The sequence below is a fragment of the Loktanella sp. 3ANDIMAR09 genome (assembly GCF_001420005.1).
GTDB lineage: Bacteria > Pseudomonadota > Alphaproteobacteria > Rhodobacterales > Rhodobacteraceae > Loktanella.
This window is the reverse complement of sequence record NZ_LJAK01000013.1, coordinates 43,570-63,552: the sequence shown is the minus strand read 5'-3', so window position 1 is coordinate 63,552 and position 19,983 is coordinate 43,570. Positions and strand designations below refer to the sequence as shown.

Genomic DNA, 19,983 nt, shown 5'->3' with positions numbered 1-19,983 from the left:
GTCAGTCTCTCCAGAGGGCGTGAAAATGATGCACGGGGCCGTGGCCGTGGCCGACAGACAGGGTGTCCGCCGCCGCAATGGCCCCGGTGACATAGCGTTTCGCAGAAATTGCCGCGTCATGGGGGGAGGCACCCCGTGCCAAATGTGCGGCCAGCGCGGACGACAGGGTGCATCCGGTGCCATGCGTGTTGCGACCGGGCGTCCGAATGGCCTCCAGCCAGTGAACATCACCCATGCTGTGCAGCACGTCCGGACTGTCCGATCCATCCAGATGGCCACCCTTGACCAATGCGGCACGCGGGCCGAGCTCGACCAGGGCGGCGGCCTGTCTTGCCATGCCGCTGCGATCGGTTGCCTGCGGCTGGTCCAGTAATCTGGCAGCCTCGGCCAGGTTCGGCGTCACGACGGCCGCGAGCGGCAGCAGGGCGGATCTGACGGCGGCAATGGCATCCTCGGCCAGCAGGGTGGCACCGCCCTTGGCAACCATGACCGGGTCCAGGACGATGGGCACGCCGGGGTGGCGCGACAAAACCTCTGCCACGGCGATCGCGATATCGGCGGTCGCGATCATCCCGATCTTGACCGCATCGACCCGGATGTCGTCGAAAACGGCGGCAATCTGCGCCTGCACAAATGCGGGCGAAACCGTCTCGACGCCGCTGACGCCGCGGGTGTTCTGCGCGGTGAGCGCGGTCAGAACGGCCATGCCATAGGTGCCGTTCGCCGCAAAGGTTTTCAGATCGGCCTGTATTCCCGCACCACCTGACGGGTCGGACCCTGCAATGCTCAGGACGTTGTGGATCATGTGTTTTCTCCTGCGGTGGGGGTCATGGCTTGTCTGAGTATGCGGGCTGCGGTTTCCGGGTCAGGCTGGCCGCAAATGGCCGAAACGACGGCAATGCCGTCGCAGCCTGCGGCCAGCACCGCCCCGGCATGCGCGTGTTTCAGGCCGCCGATCGCCACGCAGGGCAGGTCGGTCAGACCTGCCAGCCTGGCTAGTCCGTCCAGACCGATACTGGGTTTGTGGTCGTCCTTGGTTGCCGTGGGAAACACCGTACCAAGGCCGAGGTAATCGACGGTTGCGATATCGGCGGCACGCACATCCTGCGGGGTTTCGCATGACAGCCCGATGATCGCCTCTGGGCCCAGACGGGCCCGCGCCGTGGCGACCTGCACGTCATCCTGACCCAGATGCACACCGTCAACCCCGGCGGCGACAGCCGCATCCAAGTCATCGTTGATGAGCAGCGGCACACCCGAACCTGCAAGCGCGGATTTCACCGCGCGGGCTGCGTCGATGCGCGCGTGGGTGGTGGCCGACTTGTCGCGCAGCTGCACACAGGTGACGCCCCCCCGCACGGCTGCCGTGACGGTTTCGATCAGCCCCATCCGCGCACACAGCAGCGGATCGGTCACGAGATAGAGGCGCAATTGCGCGCGGATCAGAGCCATGTCAGCCGCGCCGCGTCCAGATCGGCCGGTTGCAGGGCATGCAACTGGTCCAGAAACCGGACTTGGAAATGACCCGGCCCGGGGCAGTCCGCGCCTGCACGCGCCCCTGCCACGGCAAAATGCGACAGGGCGGCGACCGTCGCGTCAAAGGCGGGTGCAACCGCTGCATAGGCCCCGATGACGGCCGTCAGGGAACACCCCATCGCGGTCACCTTGGGCATCAGGTCGGACCCGCCATGCACCATCAGGTGGCGCGTGCCATCGGTGACGAAATCCACCGGGCCAGTGACGGCCACGACGCAGCTGCGCTGGCTTGCCATGCGGATGGCAATATCCTGCGCCTGCGCCACCTCATCGCCGCTGTCCGCACCCTTGCCCGACGCGGCCTGGCCTGACAGCGCAATGACCTCTGACGCATTGCCACGTATGATGTCCGGTTGCTGCGCCAGCAGATCATTGGTCGCATTGGCCCGGTAGGGGGTGATGAAATGTGCGACCGGGTCCAGAACCCAGGGCACGCCGTGCGATTTCGCAGCCGCGGCGGCCGCAAGCATGCCCGTGACCCAATGTGGCGACAAGGTGCCAATATTGATGGTCAATGCCCCTGCGAGGGGCGTGAAATCGGCCACCTCTTCGGGGGTGTGCAGCATGGCCGGGGACGCACCTGCAGCCAGCGTCACATTCGCGGCGATGTTCATTGCGACGTAGTTGGTGATGCAATGCACCAGTGGCACGCGGTCCCGCATCGCCTGACAGGCTACACTTGGTTTCATTCGGTCTCTCCGTCTGCGGACGGACAAAGAGACGGGCCGAACCCCGTGGTTCGGTCACGACCTCCCTCCGCCAGCATTATCTGGTTCAGGTTCAAAGGGTGCATCTCAGCCTTGCGGCGCCCCTGGCGTGGTCGGACGTTTGCGCAGTTCGATCGGCATGTCAACGCGGTGCCGCCCCGCATCACGCAGGCGCGTCAGAATATCGCTGATGGCTGTTGTGGGGGCTGTCAGCCGGTCAGAACCATTGCCCCGGTTCCATCAGCCCCAGTTCAAGCAACTGCTGGGAATGCCATTTGAACGGGGCAGAGTTGTGCCAGCGAAAGGTCTGGATATGCGGGGCGGATCCCGGATTGCGGACCAATGCCTTGGCCGTGCGGAACGACACCACCGTCGCGGTCAGGCTGTTGTGCCAGGGGCAGGCATAGGTGTTGTATTCGGGGTCGTTCGTGGTGTGATCGTCCCGCAGCGCCAGACCTCTTTTCGCCATGAACAGCGATGTGCGGTCGATCCGGCGACGCGGCTTGGGCACATGTTCCTCGAACCTCCAGCGCAGGCCGCCGTAAAAATCGTATTGGCGGTCGATGTCGTTGTTCCACGCATCCTGTCGCGCCAGCGCATAATAGCCGGACCGATCCAGATGGGCATTTTCCATGCTGACGGCATCGGGGTGCGCGGTCAGATCGTCGGCGTAGATATCCACGACAAAGGTCAGGATCGTGTGGCGGCGTTCCTCCAGCGAAAAGGCGATCATCTCGCCGACGCTGCGTGTCTCGCAGAACGGGAAAAACAGGTATTCCGCATTGTAGCAGTAGAAAATCCATGCCCCGTCCGCGATGCCGATCACCGCGTTGACGATGGTTTCAAGGGCCCCTTTGGCAAGCACGTCCATGTGCACGCGCGTTACCTTGTCGGCCACATCTTCGGCCACCACGATATCGGGCATGCCGAATGCCACGACCTTGCGGAACCCGCATTCCAGATGGTGGCGCAGGGTGCTGTCGACCTCTGTGTCGTCCTCCAGCAGGATCAGCGCGATCGGTCCCTTGCCGAGGCCGCCCTTGCTGGCGGTCAGAAAGGCGGACAGGCTGTCATAAATCATGGCTGGCATCACGGTCTTTTGGGACTGGGCGCAGACTCGGTGAATTTGCACCGCATTGCAAGACACAGCAGCAGGCGTTAGGGATCGTGCGCCCCGACCCCTGCAAGCGAGTGAACCCGATGTCCGCACCCCGCAAGCTTTTTGTGAAAACCTACGGCTGTCAGATGAACGTCTATGACAGCGAACGCATGGCCGAACAGCTGGGCGGGCAGGGCTATGTCACGACCGACACCCCCGAAGATGCGGACATGATCCTGCTGAACACCTGCCACATTCGCGAAAAGGCGGCGGAAAAGGTGTATTCCGAACTGGGCCGCCTGCGGCCTCTCAAGGATGCGAACCCGGATCTGAAAATCGGGGTGGCAGGCTGCGTGGCACAGGCCGAGGGCGAAGAGATCATGCGCCGCGCACCGGTCGTAGATCTGGTCGTCGGGCCGCAAAGCTATCACCGCCTGCCTGCGATGGACGACGCGGTCCGCAGTGGTCAGCGCGCGCTGGACACCGATTTTCCCGATGACGACAAATTCGACACGCTGAAATCGCGCAGCAAGGCAAAGCGCGCCCCGTCCGCGTTCCTGACCGTACAAGAAGGCTGCGACAAATTCTGCGCCTTCTGCGTGGTGCCCTATACCCGCGGCGCAGAGGTCAGCCGCCCCGCGTCCCGCGTCATCCAGGAGGCACGCGAACTGGTCGATTCCGGTGTGGCCGAACTGACGTTGCTGGGTCAGAACGTGAATGCCTATCACGGCCATGACGGCGGTCTGGCGGGGTTGATCTGGGATCTGGCCGAAATCGACGGGCTGGAACGCATCAGGTTCACCACCAGCCATCCCAATGACATGGACGACGCCCTGATCGCCGCCCACGGGGAATGCGCCAAGCTGATGCCCTATCTGCACCTGCCGGTGCAGTCCGGGTCGGACCGGATCCTCAAGGCGATGAACCGCAAGCACACGGCCCAGGGCTATATCCGCCTGATCGAGCGCATCCGTGCCGCGCGCCCCGACATCCTGTTGTCGGGTGATTTCATCGTCGGTTTCCCCGGCGAGACCGAAGACGATTTCGAGGCGACGATGGACCTGATCCGGACCGTGAACTACGGGCAGGCCTATTCGTTCAAATATTCCACCCGTCCGGGCACGCCGGCGGCCGAAAAACCGCAACTGCCAGAGGACGTGATGAACGACCGCCTGCAACGGCTTCAGGCGCTGCTGACCGAACAGCAACGCGCGATCCAAAACACCATGGTTGGCCGCGAGGTGGGGGTTCTGTTCGAAAAGAAAGGCCGCATCGACGGTCAGCTGATCGGCAAATCCGACTATCTGCATGCGGTCTATGCGGATGCGCCAGAGACGGCCATCGGTCAGGTTCGCCGAGTCAGGATCGAAACGGCTGGTCCGAATTCCTTGGGGGGCGTGCTGGTGGACTGACACCACACGTCCCGCCTGAACTATCTCAAATCTGCACAAAACTCCACCATTGTTGCCGTTTGCGACACAATATGTGGAAAAAATGCTTGGCGAACTCACCATACTTGCTAGAATCGTGGCGATTATGTGTTAATGCTGCCTTGTCCTACATTTGGTTGTGGGTGGCGATTTTTGAGGGGATTCCGACGTGGCATTCAAATTTAACGAAATTCTGAAGGTCGGGATGGCTGCCGCATTGGCGGCGACCATGATCGGCAGCAGTGCTGCCGCCCAGCAGCGCGGCGAGATTTATCAGCCCACGATCTGGATCGACCCCGACGGGTGCGAACACTGGGCCATGGATGACGGCGCAGAAGGTTACATGTCACCGCATCGCACGCGTGACGGACGTCCGGTCTGTCACCGGTCTGAAATCTGCGGCGTGATCCCGACGGACACGCTGTTCGCAACCGACCGCTGGCACATCACGGCACATGCCCGTGCCCAGCTCGAGGAATTCTTTCGCACGGCCAATGCATTCGGTTTCATGATCTACGGTCACACCGACAGCCGCGCGTCAGATGAATACAACATCCGCCTGTCCAACAACCGCGCCGGCGCGGTTGCTTCCGTGGCGCAGGGCCTGGGTGCACGCGTCGTCGACGTCAAGGGTTTCGGCGAACGTCAGCCGCGCGCCACGAACGACACCCACGCTGGCATGCAGCAAAACCGCCGCGTCGAAATTTACTGCATCCGCTAAAGGGGAATGGACATGAAGAGCATGAAACTGATTGGCCTGATCCTCGCTGGTGCGGCGCTGACGGCCTGCGCCGACCTCGATCTGGCGGCAACACCCGGTGACAAGAGCGTCGACCGTGGCATCGACTCCAAACACCTGTCGACACTGGTTGCCGGCATCTGGGTCGATCCGAACGGCTGCGACCACTGGATCATCGATGACGGCGTCGAAGGGTATTTGTCGGAACGTATGACCCCCGACGGACGCCCGGTCTGTTCCGGTGTTGCCCCGCCATCTACGGCGGTGGGACCGTTCAAGTCCGGTGGCGCAATCCCGGATCCGGTTCGCGCAAGCAACTTTCGCTAATGACCAAAAAGGTCGCAGATCCCATCTGCGGCCTTTTTTCTTTGCGTCAATTGCGCTCGTTTGCATCTCGTGACTTGAACTTGTCACACGCGGCGGCCACCATCATAGGACACGCTTGAACACCGGAGGCTTGATTGCCCGATAGCACCCTGACCGCAGCACCAGACGCACCGCTGGAATTCCCCGACAACTTTCTGCTGATCGACCTGTGCGGCGAATACGACAGCAACCTCGCCGCAATCGAAAGCACGCTGGGCGTGCAGATCCTGCGCCGTGGCAACCAGCTCGAGGTGATGGGCGACGAGGATGCGCGTCAGAACGCCCGCAAGGTGCTGATCGGCCTTTATGAACGGCTCGAGTCCGGTCGCAGTCTGGAACCGGGGGATGTGACCAGCGCGATGCGGCTGGGCATTGATCCCGGCCCGCCCGAACCCGGTGACCAAAAGGAAATGTTCAAAGGGACGCCAGCGGACCGCGTGGAAATCAAGACGCGCAAGAAACTGGTCGAACCCCGCACCGAGGCGCAAAAGGCCTATGTGCGGTCGCTGTTCGAAAACGAACTGTCGTTCGGCATCGGCCCTGCGGGCACGGGCAAGACCTATCTGGCCGTGGCTGTCGCGGTGAACCATTTCATCAGCGGCAACGTGGACAAGATCATCCTGTCACGCCCCGCCGTCGAAGCGGGCGAAAAACTGGGCTATCTGCCCGGCGACATGAAGGACAAGGTCGATCCCTACATGCAGCCCCTCTATGATGCGCTGAACGACTTTTTCCCGGCCAAGCAAGTCGCCAAACTGATCGAAGAAAAGCGGATCGAGATCGCGCCGCTGGCCTTTATGCGGGGGCGCACGCTGGCCCGTGCAGCCGTCGTTCTGGACGAGGCGCAGAACGCCACGTCGATGCAGATGAAAATGTTTCTGACCCGTCTGGGCGAGGGGTCGCGCATGACCATCACCGGTGACCGCACCCAGATCGACCTGCCGCGCGGCGTCAGTTCGGGTCTGTGGGACGCAGAACGCCTGCTGAAAAACATCCCCAAGATCAGCTTTAACTATTTTACGTCCAAGGACGTGGTGCGTCACCCGCTGGTCGCCGCCATCATCGAGGCCTACGAGGCCGAGGACGCTGCAAAAGGGTGATGCCGTGACGGTCGACCTCAATACAGAGGACCCACGCTGGGATGCGCTGGACCTTGCGGCACTGGCCGAGGCCGCAACGGCGGCAGCCCTGGCCGAGCTGGGGCTGGACCCCGCGCAATGGGACATCAGCCTGCTGGGGTGCGATGACGCCCGCATCGCGGCCCTGAACGCCGATTTCCGGGGCAAGCCTGCGCCGACCAACGTGCTGTCCTGGCCATCGGATGAACGCGCTGCGGGGATCGACGGCGAAATGCCGCTGCCGCCCGATCCGGTGGACCCCGAGCTGGGTGACATCGCCATCGCCTATGATACCTGCGCCCGCGAGGCTGCGGCGGCAGGTAAAACCATCACTGCACATGCCACCCATCTGCTGGTCCATGCCACGCTGCATCTGCTGGGGTTCGACCACGAACGCGACGCGGATGCGGACTTGATGCAAGGACTCGAGTCGCAGATACTTGTATCCATGGGGCATGCAGACCCATATAGCGATGACGCCACGGGGCGGGATCAGGCAGAGGGCCAATGAACGACAACGATGACAGGTCTGGCAGTCATGCCGACCGCGATGACCAGAGCGACGACGCCAGTCGCGGATTTTTTGCACGCCTGTTCGAGGCTCTCAGCCCGAACGATGACACCAGCGACCTGACCCCGGAAAACCTGCGGGCCACCGGGGCCGCAGCACCGATGCTGGGGATGCTCAACTTGCGCAGGCTCAAGGTCGAGGACGTCGCCGTGCCCAAGGCCGACATCAAGGCCACGCCCGTCACCACGTCCAAGGATGAACTGGTCGAGGTGTTCCGCCAAAGCGGTCTGACGCGCCTGCCTGTGTTCGACGGCACGCTGGATACACCGATGGGGTTTGTGAACCTCAAGGATTTTGCCCTGCAATATGGTTTCAATGGTGAAGCGTCCGCATTCGATCTGCGCGCCTTGCTGCGTCCGCTTCTCTATGTGCCGCCGTCGATGCATCTGGGCATCCTGCTTGCGAAAATGCAGACCGAACGCATCCATATGGCGCTGGTGATCGACGAATACGGCGGCACGGATGGTCTGGTGACGATCGAGGATCTGATCGAACAGGTCGTCGGTGCGATCGAGGACGAACACGACGTCGACGAGGCCGAAAGCTGGACCGAAGAGGCACCGGGTGTCTACCTCGTGCAGGCGAAAACCGGGCTCGAGGAATTCGAAGCCGAAATCGGCATGAACCTGACCGAACACGAAGAGATCGACGAAGAGGAAATCGACAGCCTTGGCGGTCTGGTCTTCATGCTGACCGGTCATGTCCCCGTGCGCGGCGAGGTCATCCAGCATCCTGACGGTCCCGAATTCGAGGTGGTCGACGCCGATCCGCGCCGCATCAAGCGCCTGCGTGTGCGGATGCCCAAGGACTGATCCGCCATGACCGGCGCACGCCTTTGGTCCGTCCACGGGCTTTTGCGGTTCGGGGCGCTGGCGGGGCTGGGTGTTTTCACCGCGCTGACCCATGCGCCGTTCGATCTGTGGCCTGCCGCGGTGATCGGCTGGGCTGCGATCCTCTGGGTGCTGTCGTGCGCCCCGACACTGCGACTTGCACTGACGGCCGTGCTGGCCGTGGGGCTGGGCTATTTCGGGTTCACGCTGCGCTGGTTGATCGAACCGTTTCTGGTGGACGCGGCCACATGGGGCTGGGCCGCACCCTTTGGCGTCAGCCTCATGGCCCTGCGCGAGACGCTTTTCTGGGTCGCAGGCGTCGCGGTCGCACGCTGGATCGGGGCCGGGCGGTTGCCTGCGCTGGTGCTTTGCCTGACCCTGACTGAGGCGTTGCGCGGCTATCTGTTCACCGGTTTTCCCTGGGGCCTGATCGGTCACGCGCTGATCCCGACGCCGATGGCACAGCTTGCCGCGCTGGGCGGGCCGCATTTGCTGACCTTGGTCATCCTGACCGTGGCGGCGGGCCTTGTTTGCCTGAGCCAGCGCCGCTGGTGGGGAGGCGTGCCGTTCATCGTTGCCGCCTGCGCATGGCCACTGCTGGCACCGGGCCCCGCACCTGCAACGGATGGTCCGCTGGTGCGCATCGTCCAGCCCAATGCGCCACAGGACGAAAAATGGGACCCCGCACGCAACGCCGTGTTCTTTGACCGGATGATGGCTGCGACCCGTGTTGACCCGGTGCCGGACCTGATCGTCTGGCCGGAAACCGCGATCCCCGTCCGGCTGGATTTCGCCTGGCCCGAGCTGGAAATCATGTCAGAGGCCGCACGCGGCGCGCCTTTGATCACCGGTATCAACCGGGTGCAGGACGATCAGTATTACAACAGCCTGATCGTGCTGGGGCGCGGTGCGCAGGTCATGGATATTTACGATAAATCCCATCTCGTGCCCTTTGGTGAATATGTCCCCTTTGGCGATCTGCTCAAATCCATGGGGGTGCGCGGGCTGGCCCCGTCCGACGGTGGCGGCTTTGCCAAGGGGGTGCCGCGCCAATCCCTGATCGACCTGCCCGGCATTGGCGCGGCGCGCGCCCTGATCTGCTACGAGGGCATATTTGCCGAAGAGGTGGCGGTTCCCGGTGCGCGGCCCCGCCTGCTGGTGATGATTACCAACGACGCCTGGTTTGGCCGTGCGGCGGGACCGCAACAGCATCTGGCGCAGGCCCGCCTGCGGGCGATCGAACAGGGCCTGCCGATGGTGCGGTCGGCCAACACGGGTATCAGCGCGATGATCGACGCGCAGGGCAGGGTGCTTGCATCGCTGCCGCTGGGCGAGGCGGGACATATCGACGCCCCCCTGCCGCCAGCAGATCCCGTCACGGTCTATGCCCGCGCCGGAGACTGGCCTGTGCTGCTGTTGGTCCTGCTCGGTCTTGCGGTCACACTCATCACAACAAAGCGCCGCCATAATCTTGACGCTTGACCCCCTTAGGGCCAGCGCATAGGCCGCATCCATTCACCATTCCAACGGCTTCCTGACGGGGTGGGATCAACATACCGGAGCACTTTCATGGCACGTCAAGACTACATTTTCACCTCGGAGTCCGTCTCTGAGGGTCACCCTGACAAGGTCTGCGACCGCATTTCCGATGCCGTCCTCGACGCCTTTCTCGCCGAAGAACCAGAGGCGCGCGTTGCCTGTGAAACCTTTGCCACGACCAACCGCGTCGTCATCGGCGGCGAGGTTGGCCTGTCCGACAAATCGCGTCTCGCGACATTCAAGGACAGCGTGCCCGAGATCGCCCGCGCCTGCATCAAGGACATCGGCTACGAGCAGGACAAGTTCCACCATGAAACGGTGGAAATCACGAACCTGCTGCACAACCAGTCCGCGCATATCGCCCAAGGTGTCGACAGCGCCGAAGGCAAGGACGAGGGTGCCGGCGATCAGGGCATCATGTTCGGCTACGCCTGCACGGAAACGCCCGATCTGATGCCCGCACCGATCCAGTATGCCCATGCGATCCTGCGCCGTCTGGCCGAGGTGCGCAAATCCGGTGCTGAACCGCTGCTGCGTCCCGACGCCAAGAGCCAGATCAGCCTGCGTTACGCAAACGGGAAACCCGTCGAGGTCACCCAGATCGTGCTGTCCACCCAGCACGAGAGCGAGGCGCAAAGCCAGGCCGACATTCGCGCCATCGTGGAACCCTATATCCGCGAAACGCTGCCCGAGGGTTTCATCACCGATGCGACCGAATGGTGGGTGAACCCCACCGGCACATTCGTCATCGGCGGACCCGACGGCGATGCGGGCCTGACGGGCCGCAAGATCATCGTGGACACCTACGGCGGTGCGGCCCCCCACGGCGGCGGCGCGTTTTCCGGCAAGGACCCGACCAAGGTTGACCGTTCAGCCGCCTATGCAGCGCGCTATCTGGCGAAAAACATCGTGGCGGCCGGCATGGCGTCGCGCTGCACCCTGCAATTGTCCTATGCCATCGGTATCGCGAAACCGCTGTCGATCTACGTCGATCTGCACGGCACGGGCGAGGTCGACGAGGCTGCGATCGAACGGATCATTCCGCAGGTGATGGACCTGACCCCGCAGGGGATCCGCACGCATCTGGGCCTGAACCGCGCGATCTATGCCCGCACGGCGGCCTACGGCCATTTCGGTCGTGCGCCCCAGGACGATGGCGGTTTCAGCTGGGAACGCACTGATCTGGCCGAGGCGCTGAAGCGCGCGGTCTGATCTGCCTCGATCATGGTGAAAAGGGCGGACAATTGTCCGCCCTTTTTGCTGTCTGGCCGCTGGCACCTCAGGTTCCATGGGACTGGAAACCGGGCCGGGCCGAACCCTGGCCCAGATCAGTACTTAGCTGGGCGAATACGGCAGGGATGAGTGGTGCAGCACGATCTTTGGCTCGCCGTTTTCCATCAGCTCGTAGCCGAAGGTGTATTCAACCTTCACTTCTGATCCGTCGGTCGTGGTAAAGAAATAATTGCCCATCGCCATGGCGGTATCGCCGCTGATGATCGTGCCTTCGTTTTCCCAGCGGACATTGGTGTAGGGCGCAATCGCGAATCCACCGTCCTCGGCGATGTCACCGCCGACAAAATAGGACAGCGCCTCGTCGAATGAACCGCGGAACTGGTCCTCGGCGGCAAGTGTCGGTTTGAACAGCACCTCACCTTCTTCGTAGGCGTAGAAGGTATTGATGTGATCCGTCGCCGCCGCACGGTAGTCGCCGCCGTCGGTGTGGATCTGGCCGATGTTCACGATGCCCTCGCCCCATGCCGTCTGGGCGGCGGTGATCTGTTCAAGCGTCAAACCGGACTGGTCGGCCGCAAAAACGGTGCCGCTGGAGGCGGCAAACGCAATGACCGTAGCTGCTGCAAGCGTTCTGGGATGTGTCATGTCAGTCTTCCTTTGCGTGGTTGGTTGGGGTGGTGACCGAGATATGGGCAGCTATTTTCATACTACCAATTGAATGTTTTCCGGCTTTCAATAGCTACAGGGAATGGATGCGAGGGGATGTCATGCGACCGACGTTGAGGCAGATCGAATATTTCGTGGCCGTCGCCGATCACGGCGCATTCGGCACCGCCGCAGAGGCGCTGGCCGTCAGTCAGCCCAGCCTGTCCAAACAGCTTAGCACCATGGAAGAAGAGCTGGGGGTCCGTCTTTTTGAACGCACCTCGCGGCGCGTGGCGCTGACACCGACCGGCCGGGCCGTTCTGGCGCGGGCCAGACTGATCCTGCATGAGGTGCGTGATTTCAAGGCCGTTGCGCGCGGCGCCATGGGCCTGTTTGCAGGACGACTATCGATTGGCGTGCTTCCGTCGGTGGGGGCCTATTTCATGCCCATCGCGAACCGAAGGCTGCACGATCTCTTTCCCGAACTTCGCCTGTTTGTTCAGGAAGGCACGACGCGCCAGCTGCTTGACCTGCTCAAGGTCGGCACGGTCGATGCGGTCATCGGGTCACCAACGAACGAACCCGACTTTGACAGTGCATTCCTGTTTGAAGAGGCACTTTGGGTTTGCGCGGCCAGCGATGATCCGATCTCTCGGGGGGATGGTCCCGTTACCCTCGCGGATCTGGCGAACAGTCCGCTGTTGTCGCTCAGCGCGGGGTTCAGCATGCATGATATCGTCGAACGCCTGGCGCGCGCGGCAGGCACATACCTCAGTCGCGACTATCAGGGCGGCAGCCTGGATGCCGTGCGGCAGATGGCGGTCATGGGCGCGGGGGTGGCCATCCTGCCCTCGCTCTATGCCTTGGGAGAAGCGGTCCGCGATCCCGGTTTCAAGGTGCGCAAGCTGGTCCACCCGGAGGCCGTTCATCCGATCGCGTTGCACTGGCGCCGGTCGTCACCCACCGCCGCCGAATTTCGCCGCCTCGCCGCCGAATTGATCGTCGTCAAGGAAGAGATACGCGCCACGCGCGATGCGCGTTTCCGGTAGTGGACACCGTGGATCGGCGGGGTCACGGCCTGCCGCCGCAACAGGCAGTCACGGTCACACCGACGGGTGTTGCGCGCGGCCCATCCCTGCGCTGGTGGGGACCATCCCCGATCGTGGCGCACAGACAGAAACGTGGCCGACGTCCTGTCCTGTGCGCTGCGGCAACTTGCCGCGAAATCATGCATCCTTTCGTCAGGCGACTTTACCCTGCGTCGCCCTACATCCCTCACATCAGACCACCGCAGGGAGACAACCATGAAAACCATCGCAATGACCGCTGCCGCCGCCATGATCGCCAGTGCCGCACAGGCCGAAATCGTGGGCGAATATCACAGCTATGACATCGACGGCGTCACCTTCGAAGGCTACGTCGCGACCAACACCGATCTGGACACGCCGCGCGGCACCGTGCTGATCGTGCACGACTGGGACGGCATGACCGACTACGAGGAACGCCGCGCCGACATGCTGGCGGCACAGGGCTATACCGCTTTTGCCATCGACGTTTACGGGGCCGATACCGACCCGCAGGGGTTCGAGGAATACCGCGCCCTGTCCGGTGCCATGTATGCCGACCGCGACACGTTCCGCGCGCGCCTGCTGGGGGCTATCGCCGAGGTGCCGAACATCACCGGCGGGACCGAAAACATCGTGATGATGGGCTACTGCTTTGGCGGTGCCGCGGCACTGGAGGCTGCGCGCGCCGGTGCCGAGATTGACGGCTTTGTCAGCTTTCACGGCGGGTTGGGCCTGCCCGAGGGGCAGGATTACAGCAATGTGCAGGCACCCGTGATGCTGTTTCACGGATCGGCCGACCCGGTGTCCGGCATGGATGAACTGGCAGCCCTGCTGACCGACCTGAACGCGGCCGGCGTCACACATGGCGCGCAGGTCTTTGGCGGTGCGCTGCACAGCTTTACCGTGTTCGGATCGGACGACTATGATCTGACGGCGGATCAGGGATCATGGGAAGGGCTGCGCGCCTTTTTGTCCGAACAGCTGTAAACTTGCGCCGGGGGGTGTCATCGGTCTAAAGGACCGGCATGAGCCAAGATCGACACCCCTCCGGCGCCCCGTGGCGCAATTTTTACGGCCGCTTCAAGGGCAAGACCATCCGCGCGAGCCAGAAGGACTATCTGGAAAACGATCTGGATGATCTATCGCCCGGACCTATCGGCTGGGACGTGAACCCCGACCGCAACCCGCTGGATCCGCAGGCCATTTTCGATGGCAGACCGCTGTGGCTGGAAATCGGGTTCGGTGGCGGCGAACATCTGATCGGCATGGCACAGGCCAACCCGCAGATCGGGATCATCGGCTGCGAGCCGTTCATCAACGGGGTGGCGATGCTGCTGGGCAAGGTGCGTCAGGCGGATGTGGATAATCTGGCCGTCCATCCCGGCGACGTGCGCGATCTGTTCGACGTGTTGCCCGATGCCTGCGTGTCCAAGGCGTTTTTGAACTATCCCGACCCCTGGCCCAAAGCGCGGCATCACCGCAGGCGGTTTGTCACGCCCGAACACCTGCTGCCGCTGGCGCGGGTGATGAAGCCGGGGGCCGAGTTCCGCGTGGCGACAGATATCGAAAGCTATGTGCGCCAGACGCTGGAAGAGGTCCCAAAGGCCGGGTTTACCTGGACGGCAGAACGCCCGGCAGACTGGCGACAGCCGTGGGATGACTGGATCAGTACCCGCTATGAACAAAAGGCGATCCGCGAGGATCGCACCCCGCATTATCTGACGTTCCGGCGGGACGGGGACGCCGCTCCCGCGGGCTGACGCCGCGGATCGCCCCGCCCACCGACCCGTGTGGGCTTTTCCCCTGCCGCGCAGTGGGGTAGGGATCTGGCGCGCAGCAAAGGAAGACCGCTATGTCCGGCCACGGCACCCCGATCCCGATGACATCCCGCCCCTGTGGCCCCCTGACAGGGTCCGCGCATGTTCCGGGCGACAAATCGATTTCGCACCGTTCCCTGATCCTGGGTGCGCTGAGCGTGGGTACCACCCGCGTGACCGGCCTGCTCGAAGGTGACGACGTGCTGGACACCGCGCGGGCGATGCGCGCCTTTGGCGCGACGGTCACCGATCACGGCGAGGGCAACTGGTCGGTGCAGGGCGTCGGCGTCGGCGGTTTTGCAGAACCGGAAAACGTCATCGACTGCGGCAATTCCGGCACCGGCGTGCGGCTGATCATGGGGGCCATGGCCACCAGCCCGATCACCGCGACATTCACCGGGGATGCCTCTCTGAACGGTCGTCCCATGGGACGCGTCACCGACCCGCTGGCCCTGTTCGGCGCGCGTGCCACCGGCCGCGCGGGGGGGCGCCTGCCCATGACGATCGCAGGCGCGCGTGACCCGCTGCCTGTCCGCTACACCGTCCCCGTGCCATCCGCGCAGGTCAAATCCGCCGTCCTGCTGGCCGCGCTGAATGCGCCGGGCGAAACCGTCGTGATTGAGCAGGAAGCGACCCGCGATCACACCGAACGGATGCTTGCGGGCTTTGGTGCAGACATCGAGGTCGAGGACACCGACGAAGGCCGGGTCATCACCCTGCAGGGCCAGCCGGAGCTGACAGCACAGGATATCGTCGTGCCGCGCGATCCCAGCTCTGCCGCCTTTCCGGTCTGTGCGGCGCTGATCGTGCCGGGGTCCGACGTGCTGGTGCCGGGGATCGGGCTGAACCCGACCCGCGCGGGCCTGTTCACGACGCTGCGCGAAATGGGGGCCGATCTGACCTACGAAAACGAACGGATCGAGGGCGGCGAGCCCGTGGCCGACCTGCGCGCCCGCTATTCGCCGGACATGCATGGCATCGCCGTGCCACCCGCCCGTGCGGCCAGCATGATCGACGAATACCCGGTGCTGTCGGTCGTCGCGGCCTTTGCCACCGGTGTCACCGACATGCAGGGGGTCAAGGAGTTGCGGGTCAAGGAAAGCGACCGCATCGACGCCATGGCCCAAGGGCTGCGCGCCTGTGGTGTTGACGTGGCCGAGGGTGACGACTGGTGGCAGGTTATAGGTCTGGGCGCTGGCAATGTGCCCGGCGGCGCCACCGTGGCAAGCCGTCTGGACCACCGGATCGCAATGGCCTTCATCGTGATGGGCATGGCGGCGCAAAAGCCGGTCAGCGTTGACGATGGCCGTCCAATCACAACGTCATTTCCGATATTCGAGCCGCTGATGGCCGAACTGGGTGCGCAGATCGTGCGGTCGAACGCATGAAAATGACGGTCGCCGTCGACGGTCCGGCCGCCGCAGGCAAGGGCACGCTGTCCAAGGCGCTTGCGGCGCATTTCGGCTTTGCGCACCTTGATACCGGGCTGCTCTACCGTGCCGTCGGGGCGGGGGTGCTGGCCGGGGGCGATCCGATCACTGTCGCCCAAACGCTGGAACCTGCGGCGCTGGACAACCCGGCCCTGCGCACGCAGGCCGTGGCAGAGGCCGCAAGCCAGATCGCCGTCATCGCCGAGGTGCGGCAGGCGCTGGTCGATTTCCAGCGGGATTTCGCCGCGCGCGACGGCGGTGCCGTGCTGGACGGGCGCGATATCGGCACGGTGATCTGCCCGGATGCGACGGTGAAACTCTTCGTCACCGCCAGCGCCGAAACCCGCGCCGAACGCCGCTATCTGGAACTGGTGAATGCAGGGCAAGCCGCCGACCGTGCGGCCATTCTGTCAGAGGTGCGCGCCCGCGACGACCGCGATGCAAATCGCGCCACCGCCCCGCTGCGCCCGGCCGATGATGCGGTTTTGCTGGATACATCCGACCTGACGGCCGATCAGGCCCGCGCCCGCGCCATCGCCATCATCAGCGAAAGAATGCCGCAGGGCTGAAACTGGTCTGACCGCCCGTGCGTGTTACTTAACACATGCACAGCCACCGGATCAGACTCATGCGATACCTCCTTGCCCTGTTGTTGACCCTGACCGCCACGATCGCGCAGGCCGCCGATCCGCGCATGACCTTTGCGTCGATCGACGGGGGCGATCTGGCGCTGGACGATTTTGCAGGACAACCGGTTCTGGTGGTCAACACCGCCTCGCTGTGTGGTTTTGCAGGTCAATTGACCGAAATGCAGACGCTGCACGAAACCTACCTTGATGCGGGGCTGGTGGTCGTGGCGGTGCCGTCGGATGATTTCAACCAGGAACTGGACACCGCCCAGGAGGCCCGGGAATACTGCGAAATGACCTATGGCCTGAACCTGCCGATGACCACGATCACCCGCGTGCGGGGCGCGCAGGCGCATCCGTTCTACAAATGGGTGGAAACCGAAACCGGGTTCGTCCCGAACTGGAATTTCAACAAGGTGCTTCTGGACGGGCAGGGGCAGATCGCCGGGACATGGCGTGCGCAGACACGCCCCACATCGCGGCAACTGACCGCGCGGATCGAGACGCTGCTGAACTGATCCGCGCAGGACCGCACAATCGCTTGTGCAATTTGCACGGTTTTGCGCTGCTGCGTTTTGACTATCTCTTGGCGGAACATCCCGCGGCGGGATGCCTCCCGATTGAAAGTGATAGACCATGCTGAACGATCTGCTGAACTGGCGCTACGCCACCAAGAAGATGGACCCGACCAAATCCGTCCCCGAAGAAAAAGTCACCGCGATCCTCGACGCGCTGCGGCTTGCGCCGACCTCCAGCGGGACGCAGCCGTTCGAGGTGATGGTCGTCACCAACAAGGACATCCGCGCCAAACTGTCAGAGGCCGCATTCGGCCAGCAGCAGCTGGTGGACGGCAGCCATGTGCTCGTGTTTGCGGCCTGGGATGACTATACCGACGAACGCATTGACATGGTACGCGACGAAACCGGAAACGCCCGTGGCGGTGTGACGGACCAGGTCCGCGACTATTATGAAAACCTCAAGGGGATGCTGGTCGGTCGCGACGCTGATGTGAATTTCCAGCACGCCGCGAAACAGGCCTATATCGCGCTGGGCGTCGCCATGCTGGCCGCAGCCGAACAAGAGGTCGACGCCACCCCGATGGAAGGATTCGATCCCGCCAAGTTCGACGAGATCCTCGGCCTGCGTGAAAAAGGTCTGAAAACCTGTGTTATCCTGCCGCTGGGCTACCGTGACGCGGAAAACGACTGGCTGGTGAATGCGCCAAAGGTGCGCCGCGACCGCGACATCCTGTTTACACGCATCGACTGACCCCTCGGGGCTTGCGATAAATCGGTCCGCGCTGTATGACACGCGGGCCGAAGCATCGAGACAGGTGCGGGCATGAGACTCGAGCAGGGTCGGTATTGTACCGGCCCTGTTGTTTTATGTTCGTATCGGTGTCCGGCCAACTGCAACCCAAAGACCGGCGGAGACAACCGCACGGCCCGTATAAAACGTCAGATTAGGAAACAAACGCCACATGGCAAGCAACACAAGCATGGAAGAATTCGAAGCCCTGTTGAACGAGAGCTTCGAGATCGACACCCCCTCCGAGGGTTCGGTCGTCAAAGGCAAGGTCATCGCAATCGAAGCAGGCCAGGCCATCATCGACGTCGGCTACAAGATGGAAGGCCGCATCGATCTCAAGGAATTTGCAGAACCCGGTGAAGAGCCCAACCTGTCCGTCGGTGACGAGGTTGAAGTGTTCCTGCGTCAGGTCGAAAACGCGCGTGGCGAAGCCGTCATCAGCCGCGAAATGGCCCGCCGCGAAGAAGCCTGGGACCGTCTGGAAAAGGCATATGCCGACGAACTGCGCGTCGATGGTGCCATCTTTGGCCGCGTCAAAGGCGGTTTCACCGTCGATCTGGGTGGCGCTGTTGCGTTCCTGCCCGGTAGCCAGGTTGACGTGCGCCCCGTGCGCGACGCCGGCCCGCTGATGGGTCTGAAGCAGCCGTTCCAGATCCTGAAAATGGACCGTCGCCGTGGCAACATCGTTGTGTCCCGTCGTGCCATCCTCGAAGAATCCCGTGCCGAGCAGCGCGCCGAAGTCATCGGCAACCTGCACGAAGGCCAGGAAGTCGACGGCGTCGTCAAGAACATCACCGAATACGGTGCGTTCGTTGACCTGGGCGGTGTTGACGGCCTGCTGCACGTGACCGACATGGCGTGGCGCCGTGTGAACCACCCGTCCGAGATCCTGACGATCGGCGAGACGATCAAGGTGCAGGTCATCAAGATCAACAAGGAAACCCACCGCATCAGCCTCGGCATGAAGCAGCTTCAGGACGATCCTTGGGATGCGGTCGAGGCGAAATACTCGCTGGAATCCGTCCACACCGGCCGCGTGACCAACATCACCGACTACGGTGCATTCGTTGAACTCGAGCCCGGCGTCGAAGGTCTGGTCCACGTCTCCGAGATGTCCTGGACCAAGAAGAACGTGCACCCCGGCAAGATCGTTTCGACCTCTCAGGAAGTCGAAGTCATGGTGCTGGAAATCGACAGCGCCAAGCGTCGCGTGTCCCTGGGTCTGAAGCAGACGCAGCGCAACCCGTGGGAAGTGTTTGCTGAAACGCACCCCGAGGGCACCGAAGTCGAAGGCGAAGTCAAGAACATCACCGAATTCGGTCTGTTCGTTGGCCTCGAGGGCGACATCGACGGCATGGTCCACCTGTCTGACCTGACATGGGATGGCCGTGGCGAAGACGTCATCGGCGATTTCCGCAAGGGCGACATGGTCAAGGCCAAGGTTGCAGAAGTCGACGTCGAGAAAGAGCGCATTTCGCTCTCGATCAAGGCGATGGAAGGCGATCCCTTTGCTGAAACCATCGGCGGCACCAAGCGCGGTTCGATCATCACCGTCGAGGTGACCAAGATCGAAGACGGCGGCATCGAGGTCGACTATGAAGGCATGAAATCCTTCATCCGTCGTTCCGACCTGTCGCGTGACCGTGCCGAACAGCGCCCCGAGCGTTTCGGCGTCGGTGACAAGGTTGACGTGCGCGTGACCAACATCGACTCCAAGACCCGCAAGCTGGGTCTGTCCATCAAGGCCCGCGAGATCGCAGAAGAAAAAGAAGCCGTCGAACAGTATGGTTCTTCCGACTCTGGCGCATCGCTGGGCGACATCCTGGGTGCGGCGCTCAAGGGCGACGATTGATCCAGATTTGATCGACTGACACGCGGCCCCGCCAGAAACATCTGGCGGGGCCGTTTTCGTTTCAGCG

21 protein-coding genes and 2 riboswitches are annotated in these 19,983 nt (G+C 63.0%); of the genes, 16 read left to right on the top strand and 5 right to left on the bottom strand.

Going from position 1 to position 19,983, the window contains the following annotated elements:
• Position 1: 1 nt before the first annotated feature.
• From thiD to AN189_RS15750, 4 genes are all read right to left on the bottom strand, one after another.
• On the bottom strand, positions 2-805 hold the full coding sequence (gene thiD, locus AN189_RS15765) for a bifunctional hydroxymethylpyrimidine kinase/phosphomethylpyrimidine kinase (protein WP_056038034.1): 804 nt from the start codon (positions 803-805) through the stop codon (positions 2-4).
• A complete protein-coding gene (gene thiE / locus AN189_RS15760; protein WP_056038031.1) occupies positions 802-1,452 on the bottom strand; it encodes a thiamine phosphate synthase in 651 nt (216 codons plus the stop codon). Before thiE ends, thiD begins: the two co-directional genes overlap by 4 nt.
• Complete coding sequence (gene thiM, locus AN189_RS15755) at positions 1,443-2,225, bottom strand: hydroxyethylthiazole kinase (RefSeq protein WP_056038029.1); 783 nt, start codon at positions 2,223-2,225, stop codon at positions 1,443-1,445. Before thiM ends, thiE begins: the two co-directional genes overlap by 10 nt.
• Before the next feature lie 44 nt (positions 2,226-2,269).
• Positions 2,270-2,359, bottom strand: a riboswitch (TPP riboswitch).
• Between the two features lie 101 nt (positions 2,360-2,460).
• On the bottom strand, positions 2,461-3,324 hold the full coding sequence (locus tag AN189_RS15750) for a hypothetical protein (protein ID WP_056038162.1): 864 nt from the start codon (positions 3,322-3,324) through the stop codon (positions 2,461-2,463).
• 119 nt (positions 3,325-3,443) lie between these two features.
• On the opposite strand from AN189_RS15750, the gene miaB reads away from it, so the two are divergent.
• The 8 genes from miaB to metK all read left to right on the top strand — a co-directional run bounded on the left by miaB (position 3,444) and on the right by metK (position 11,147).
• Positions 3,444-4,754: a tRNA (N6-isopentenyl adenosine(37)-C2)-methylthiotransferase MiaB gene (miaB, locus tag AN189_RS15745; protein ID WP_056038026.1), complete on the top strand. Its 1,311-nt coding sequence runs from the start codon at positions 3,444-3,446 to the stop codon at positions 4,752-4,754.
• 247 nt (positions 4,755-5,001) lie between these two features.
• On the top strand, positions 5,002-5,493 hold the full coding sequence (locus tag AN189_RS15740) for an OmpA family protein (RefSeq protein WP_253279654.1): 492 nt from the start codon (positions 5,002-5,004) through the stop codon (positions 5,491-5,493).
• Between the two features lie 12 nt (positions 5,494-5,505).
• Complete coding sequence (locus tag AN189_RS15735) at positions 5,506-5,838, top strand: hypothetical protein (protein ID WP_056038156.1); 333 nt, start codon at positions 5,506-5,508, stop codon at positions 5,836-5,838.
• A 134-nt stretch (positions 5,839-5,972) separates the two neighbouring features.
• Positions 5,973-6,977: a PhoH family protein gene (locus AN189_RS15730; RefSeq protein WP_056038023.1), complete on the top strand. Its 1,005-nt coding sequence runs from the start codon at positions 5,973-5,975 to the stop codon at positions 6,975-6,977.
• 4 nt (positions 6,978-6,981) lie between these two features.
• Complete coding sequence (gene ybeY, locus AN189_RS15725) at positions 6,982-7,506, top strand: rRNA maturation RNase YbeY (RefSeq protein WP_056038019.1); 525 nt, start codon at positions 6,982-6,984, stop codon at positions 7,504-7,506.
• On the top strand, positions 7,503-8,378 hold the full coding sequence (locus AN189_RS15720; RefSeq protein WP_056038017.1) for a transporter associated domain-containing protein: 876 nt from the start codon (positions 7,503-7,505) through the stop codon (positions 8,376-8,378). Before ybeY ends, AN189_RS15720 begins: the two co-directional genes overlap by 4 nt.
• Positions 8,379-8,384: 6 nt before the next feature.
• On the top strand, positions 8,385-9,878 hold the full coding sequence (gene lnt, locus AN189_RS15715; RefSeq protein ID WP_056038014.1) for an apolipoprotein N-acyltransferase: 1,494 nt from the start codon (positions 8,385-8,387) through the stop codon (positions 9,876-9,878).
• 33 nt (positions 9,879-9,911) lie between these two features.
• A riboswitch (SAM-SAH riboswitch) is annotated at positions 9,912-9,960 on the top strand.
• 5 nt (positions 9,961-9,965) lie between these two features.
• On the top strand, positions 9,966-11,147 hold the full coding sequence (metK, locus tag AN189_RS15710; RefSeq protein WP_056038010.1) for a methionine adenosyltransferase: 1,182 nt from the start codon (positions 9,966-9,968) through the stop codon (positions 11,145-11,147).
• 123 nt (positions 11,148-11,270) lie between these two features.
• Here the strand turns inward: metK and AN189_RS15705 are convergent, their stop codons facing one another.
• Positions 11,271-11,813, bottom strand: coding sequence for a hypothetical protein (locus AN189_RS15705; protein WP_056038008.1), 543 nt, complete (start codon positions 11,811-11,813; stop codon positions 11,271-11,273).
• A gap of 122 nt (positions 11,814-11,935) precedes the next feature.
• Between AN189_RS15705 and AN189_RS15700 the strand changes: the two genes are divergently transcribed.
• The 8 genes from AN189_RS15700 to rpsA all read left to right on the top strand — a co-directional run bounded on the left by AN189_RS15700 (position 11,936) and on the right by rpsA (position 19,916).
• The gene (locus tag AN189_RS15700; protein ID WP_056038005.1) at positions 11,936-12,862 is read left to right on the top strand and encodes a LysR substrate-binding domain-containing protein; all 927 of its coding nucleotides are present in this window, start codon (positions 11,936-11,938) and stop codon (positions 12,860-12,862) included.
• 255 nt (positions 12,863-13,117) lie between these two features.
• Positions 13,118-13,867 carry a dienelactone hydrolase family protein gene (locus AN189_RS15695; RefSeq protein ID WP_056038002.1) on the top strand — a complete coding sequence of 250 codons (750 nt, stop codon included), beginning with the start codon at positions 13,118-13,120 and terminating at the stop codon, positions 13,865-13,867.
• Between the two features lie 38 nt (positions 13,868-13,905).
• The gene (trmB, locus tag AN189_RS15690; RefSeq protein WP_056037999.1) at positions 13,906-14,640 is read left to right on the top strand and encodes a tRNA (guanosine(46)-N7)-methyltransferase TrmB; all 735 of its coding nucleotides are present in this window, start codon (positions 13,906-13,908) and stop codon (positions 14,638-14,640) included.
• Between the two features lie 92 nt (positions 14,641-14,732).
• On the top strand, positions 14,733-16,085 hold the full coding sequence (aroA, locus tag AN189_RS15685; protein WP_056037996.1) for a 3-phosphoshikimate 1-carboxyvinyltransferase: 1,353 nt from the start codon (positions 14,733-14,735) through the stop codon (positions 16,083-16,085).
• Positions 16,082-16,696 (top strand): d(CMP) kinase, encoded by a 615-nt coding sequence (locus AN189_RS15680; protein WP_056037993.1) that lies wholly within the window; start codon positions 16,082-16,084, stop codon positions 16,694-16,696. Before aroA ends, AN189_RS15680 begins: the two co-directional genes overlap by 4 nt.
• Before the next feature lie 59 nt (positions 16,697-16,755).
• The gene (locus AN189_RS15675; protein WP_157057524.1) at positions 16,756-17,274 is read left to right on the top strand and encodes a glutathione peroxidase; all 519 of its coding nucleotides are present in this window, start codon (positions 16,756-16,758) and stop codon (positions 17,272-17,274) included.
• A 118-nt stretch (positions 17,275-17,392) separates the two neighbouring features.
• A complete protein-coding gene (locus tag AN189_RS15670) occupies positions 17,393-18,025 on the top strand; it encodes an NAD(P)H-dependent oxidoreductase (protein ID WP_056037985.1) in 633 nt (210 codons plus the stop codon).
• Between the two features lie 211 nt (positions 18,026-18,236).
• Positions 18,237-19,916 (top strand): 30S ribosomal protein S1, encoded by a 1,680-nt coding sequence (gene rpsA, locus AN189_RS15665; RefSeq protein ID WP_083484450.1) that lies wholly within the window; start codon positions 18,237-18,239, stop codon positions 19,914-19,916.
• Positions 19,917-19,983 lie beyond the last annotated feature (67 nt).

Excerpts from the sequence above, each read along its gene's own strand:
- AN189_RS15700 (WP_056038005.1), top strand. The coding sequence starts at position 11,936 with ATGCGACCGACGTTGAGGCAGATCGAATATTTCGTGGCCGTCGCCGAT.
- thiE (WP_056038031.1), bottom strand. The coding sequence starts at position 1,452 with ATGGCTCTGATCCGCGCGCAATTGCGCCTCTATCTCGTGACCGATCCG.
- AN189_RS15705 (WP_056038008.1), bottom strand. The coding sequence starts at position 11,813 with ATGACACATCCCAGAACGCTTGCAGCAGCTACGGTCATTGCGTTTGCC.
- aroA (WP_056037996.1), top strand. The coding sequence starts at position 14,733 with ATGTCCGGCCACGGCACCCCGATCCCGATGACATCCCGCCCCTGTGGC.
- thiD (WP_056038034.1), bottom strand. The coding sequence starts at position 805 with ATGATCCACAACGTCCTGAGCATTGCAGGGTCCGACCCGTCAGGTGGT.
- AN189_RS15670 (WP_056037985.1), top strand. The coding sequence starts at position 17,393 with ATGCTGAACGATCTGCTGAACTGGCGCTACGCCACCAAGAAGATGGAC.
- rpsA (WP_083484450.1), top strand. The coding sequence starts at position 18,237 with ATGGCAAGCAACACAAGCATGGAAGAATTCGAAGCCCTGTTGAACGAG.
- lnt (WP_056038014.1), top strand. The coding sequence starts at position 8,385 with ATGACCGGCGCACGCCTTTGGTCCGTCCACGGGCTTTTGCGGTTCGGG.
- thiM (WP_056038029.1), bottom strand. The coding sequence starts at position 2,225 with ATGAAACCAAGTGTAGCCTGTCAGGCGATGCGGGACCGCGTGCCACTG.
- metK (WP_056038010.1), top strand. The coding sequence starts at position 9,966 with ATGGCACGTCAAGACTACATTTTCACCTCGGAGTCCGTCTCTGAGGGT.
- miaB (WP_056038026.1), top strand. The coding sequence starts at position 3,444 with ATGTCCGCACCCCGCAAGCTTTTTGTGAAAACCTACGGCTGTCAGATG.
- AN189_RS15750 (WP_056038162.1), bottom strand. The coding sequence starts at position 3,324 with ATGATTTATGACAGCCTGTCCGCCTTTCTGACCGCCAGCAAGGGCGGC.
- AN189_RS15675 (WP_157057524.1), top strand. The coding sequence starts at position 16,756 with ATGCGATACCTCCTTGCCCTGTTGTTGACCCTGACCGCCACGATCGCG.
- AN189_RS15680 (WP_056037993.1), top strand. The coding sequence starts at position 16,082 with ATGAAAATGACGGTCGCCGTCGACGGTCCGGCCGCCGCAGGCAAGGGC.
- AN189_RS15695 (WP_056038002.1), top strand. The coding sequence starts at position 13,118 with ATGAAAACCATCGCAATGACCGCTGCCGCCGCCATGATCGCCAGTGCC.
- AN189_RS15720 (WP_056038017.1), top strand. The coding sequence starts at position 7,503 with ATGAACGACAACGATGACAGGTCTGGCAGTCATGCCGACCGCGATGAC.
- trmB (WP_056037999.1), top strand. The coding sequence starts at position 13,906 with ATGAGCCAAGATCGACACCCCTCCGGCGCCCCGTGGCGCAATTTTTAC.
- AN189_RS15735 (WP_056038156.1), top strand. The coding sequence starts at position 5,506 with ATGAAGAGCATGAAACTGATTGGCCTGATCCTCGCTGGTGCGGCGCTG.
- AN189_RS15740 (WP_253279654.1), top strand. The coding sequence starts at position 5,002 with ATGATCGGCAGCAGTGCTGCCGCCCAGCAGCGCGGCGAGATTTATCAG.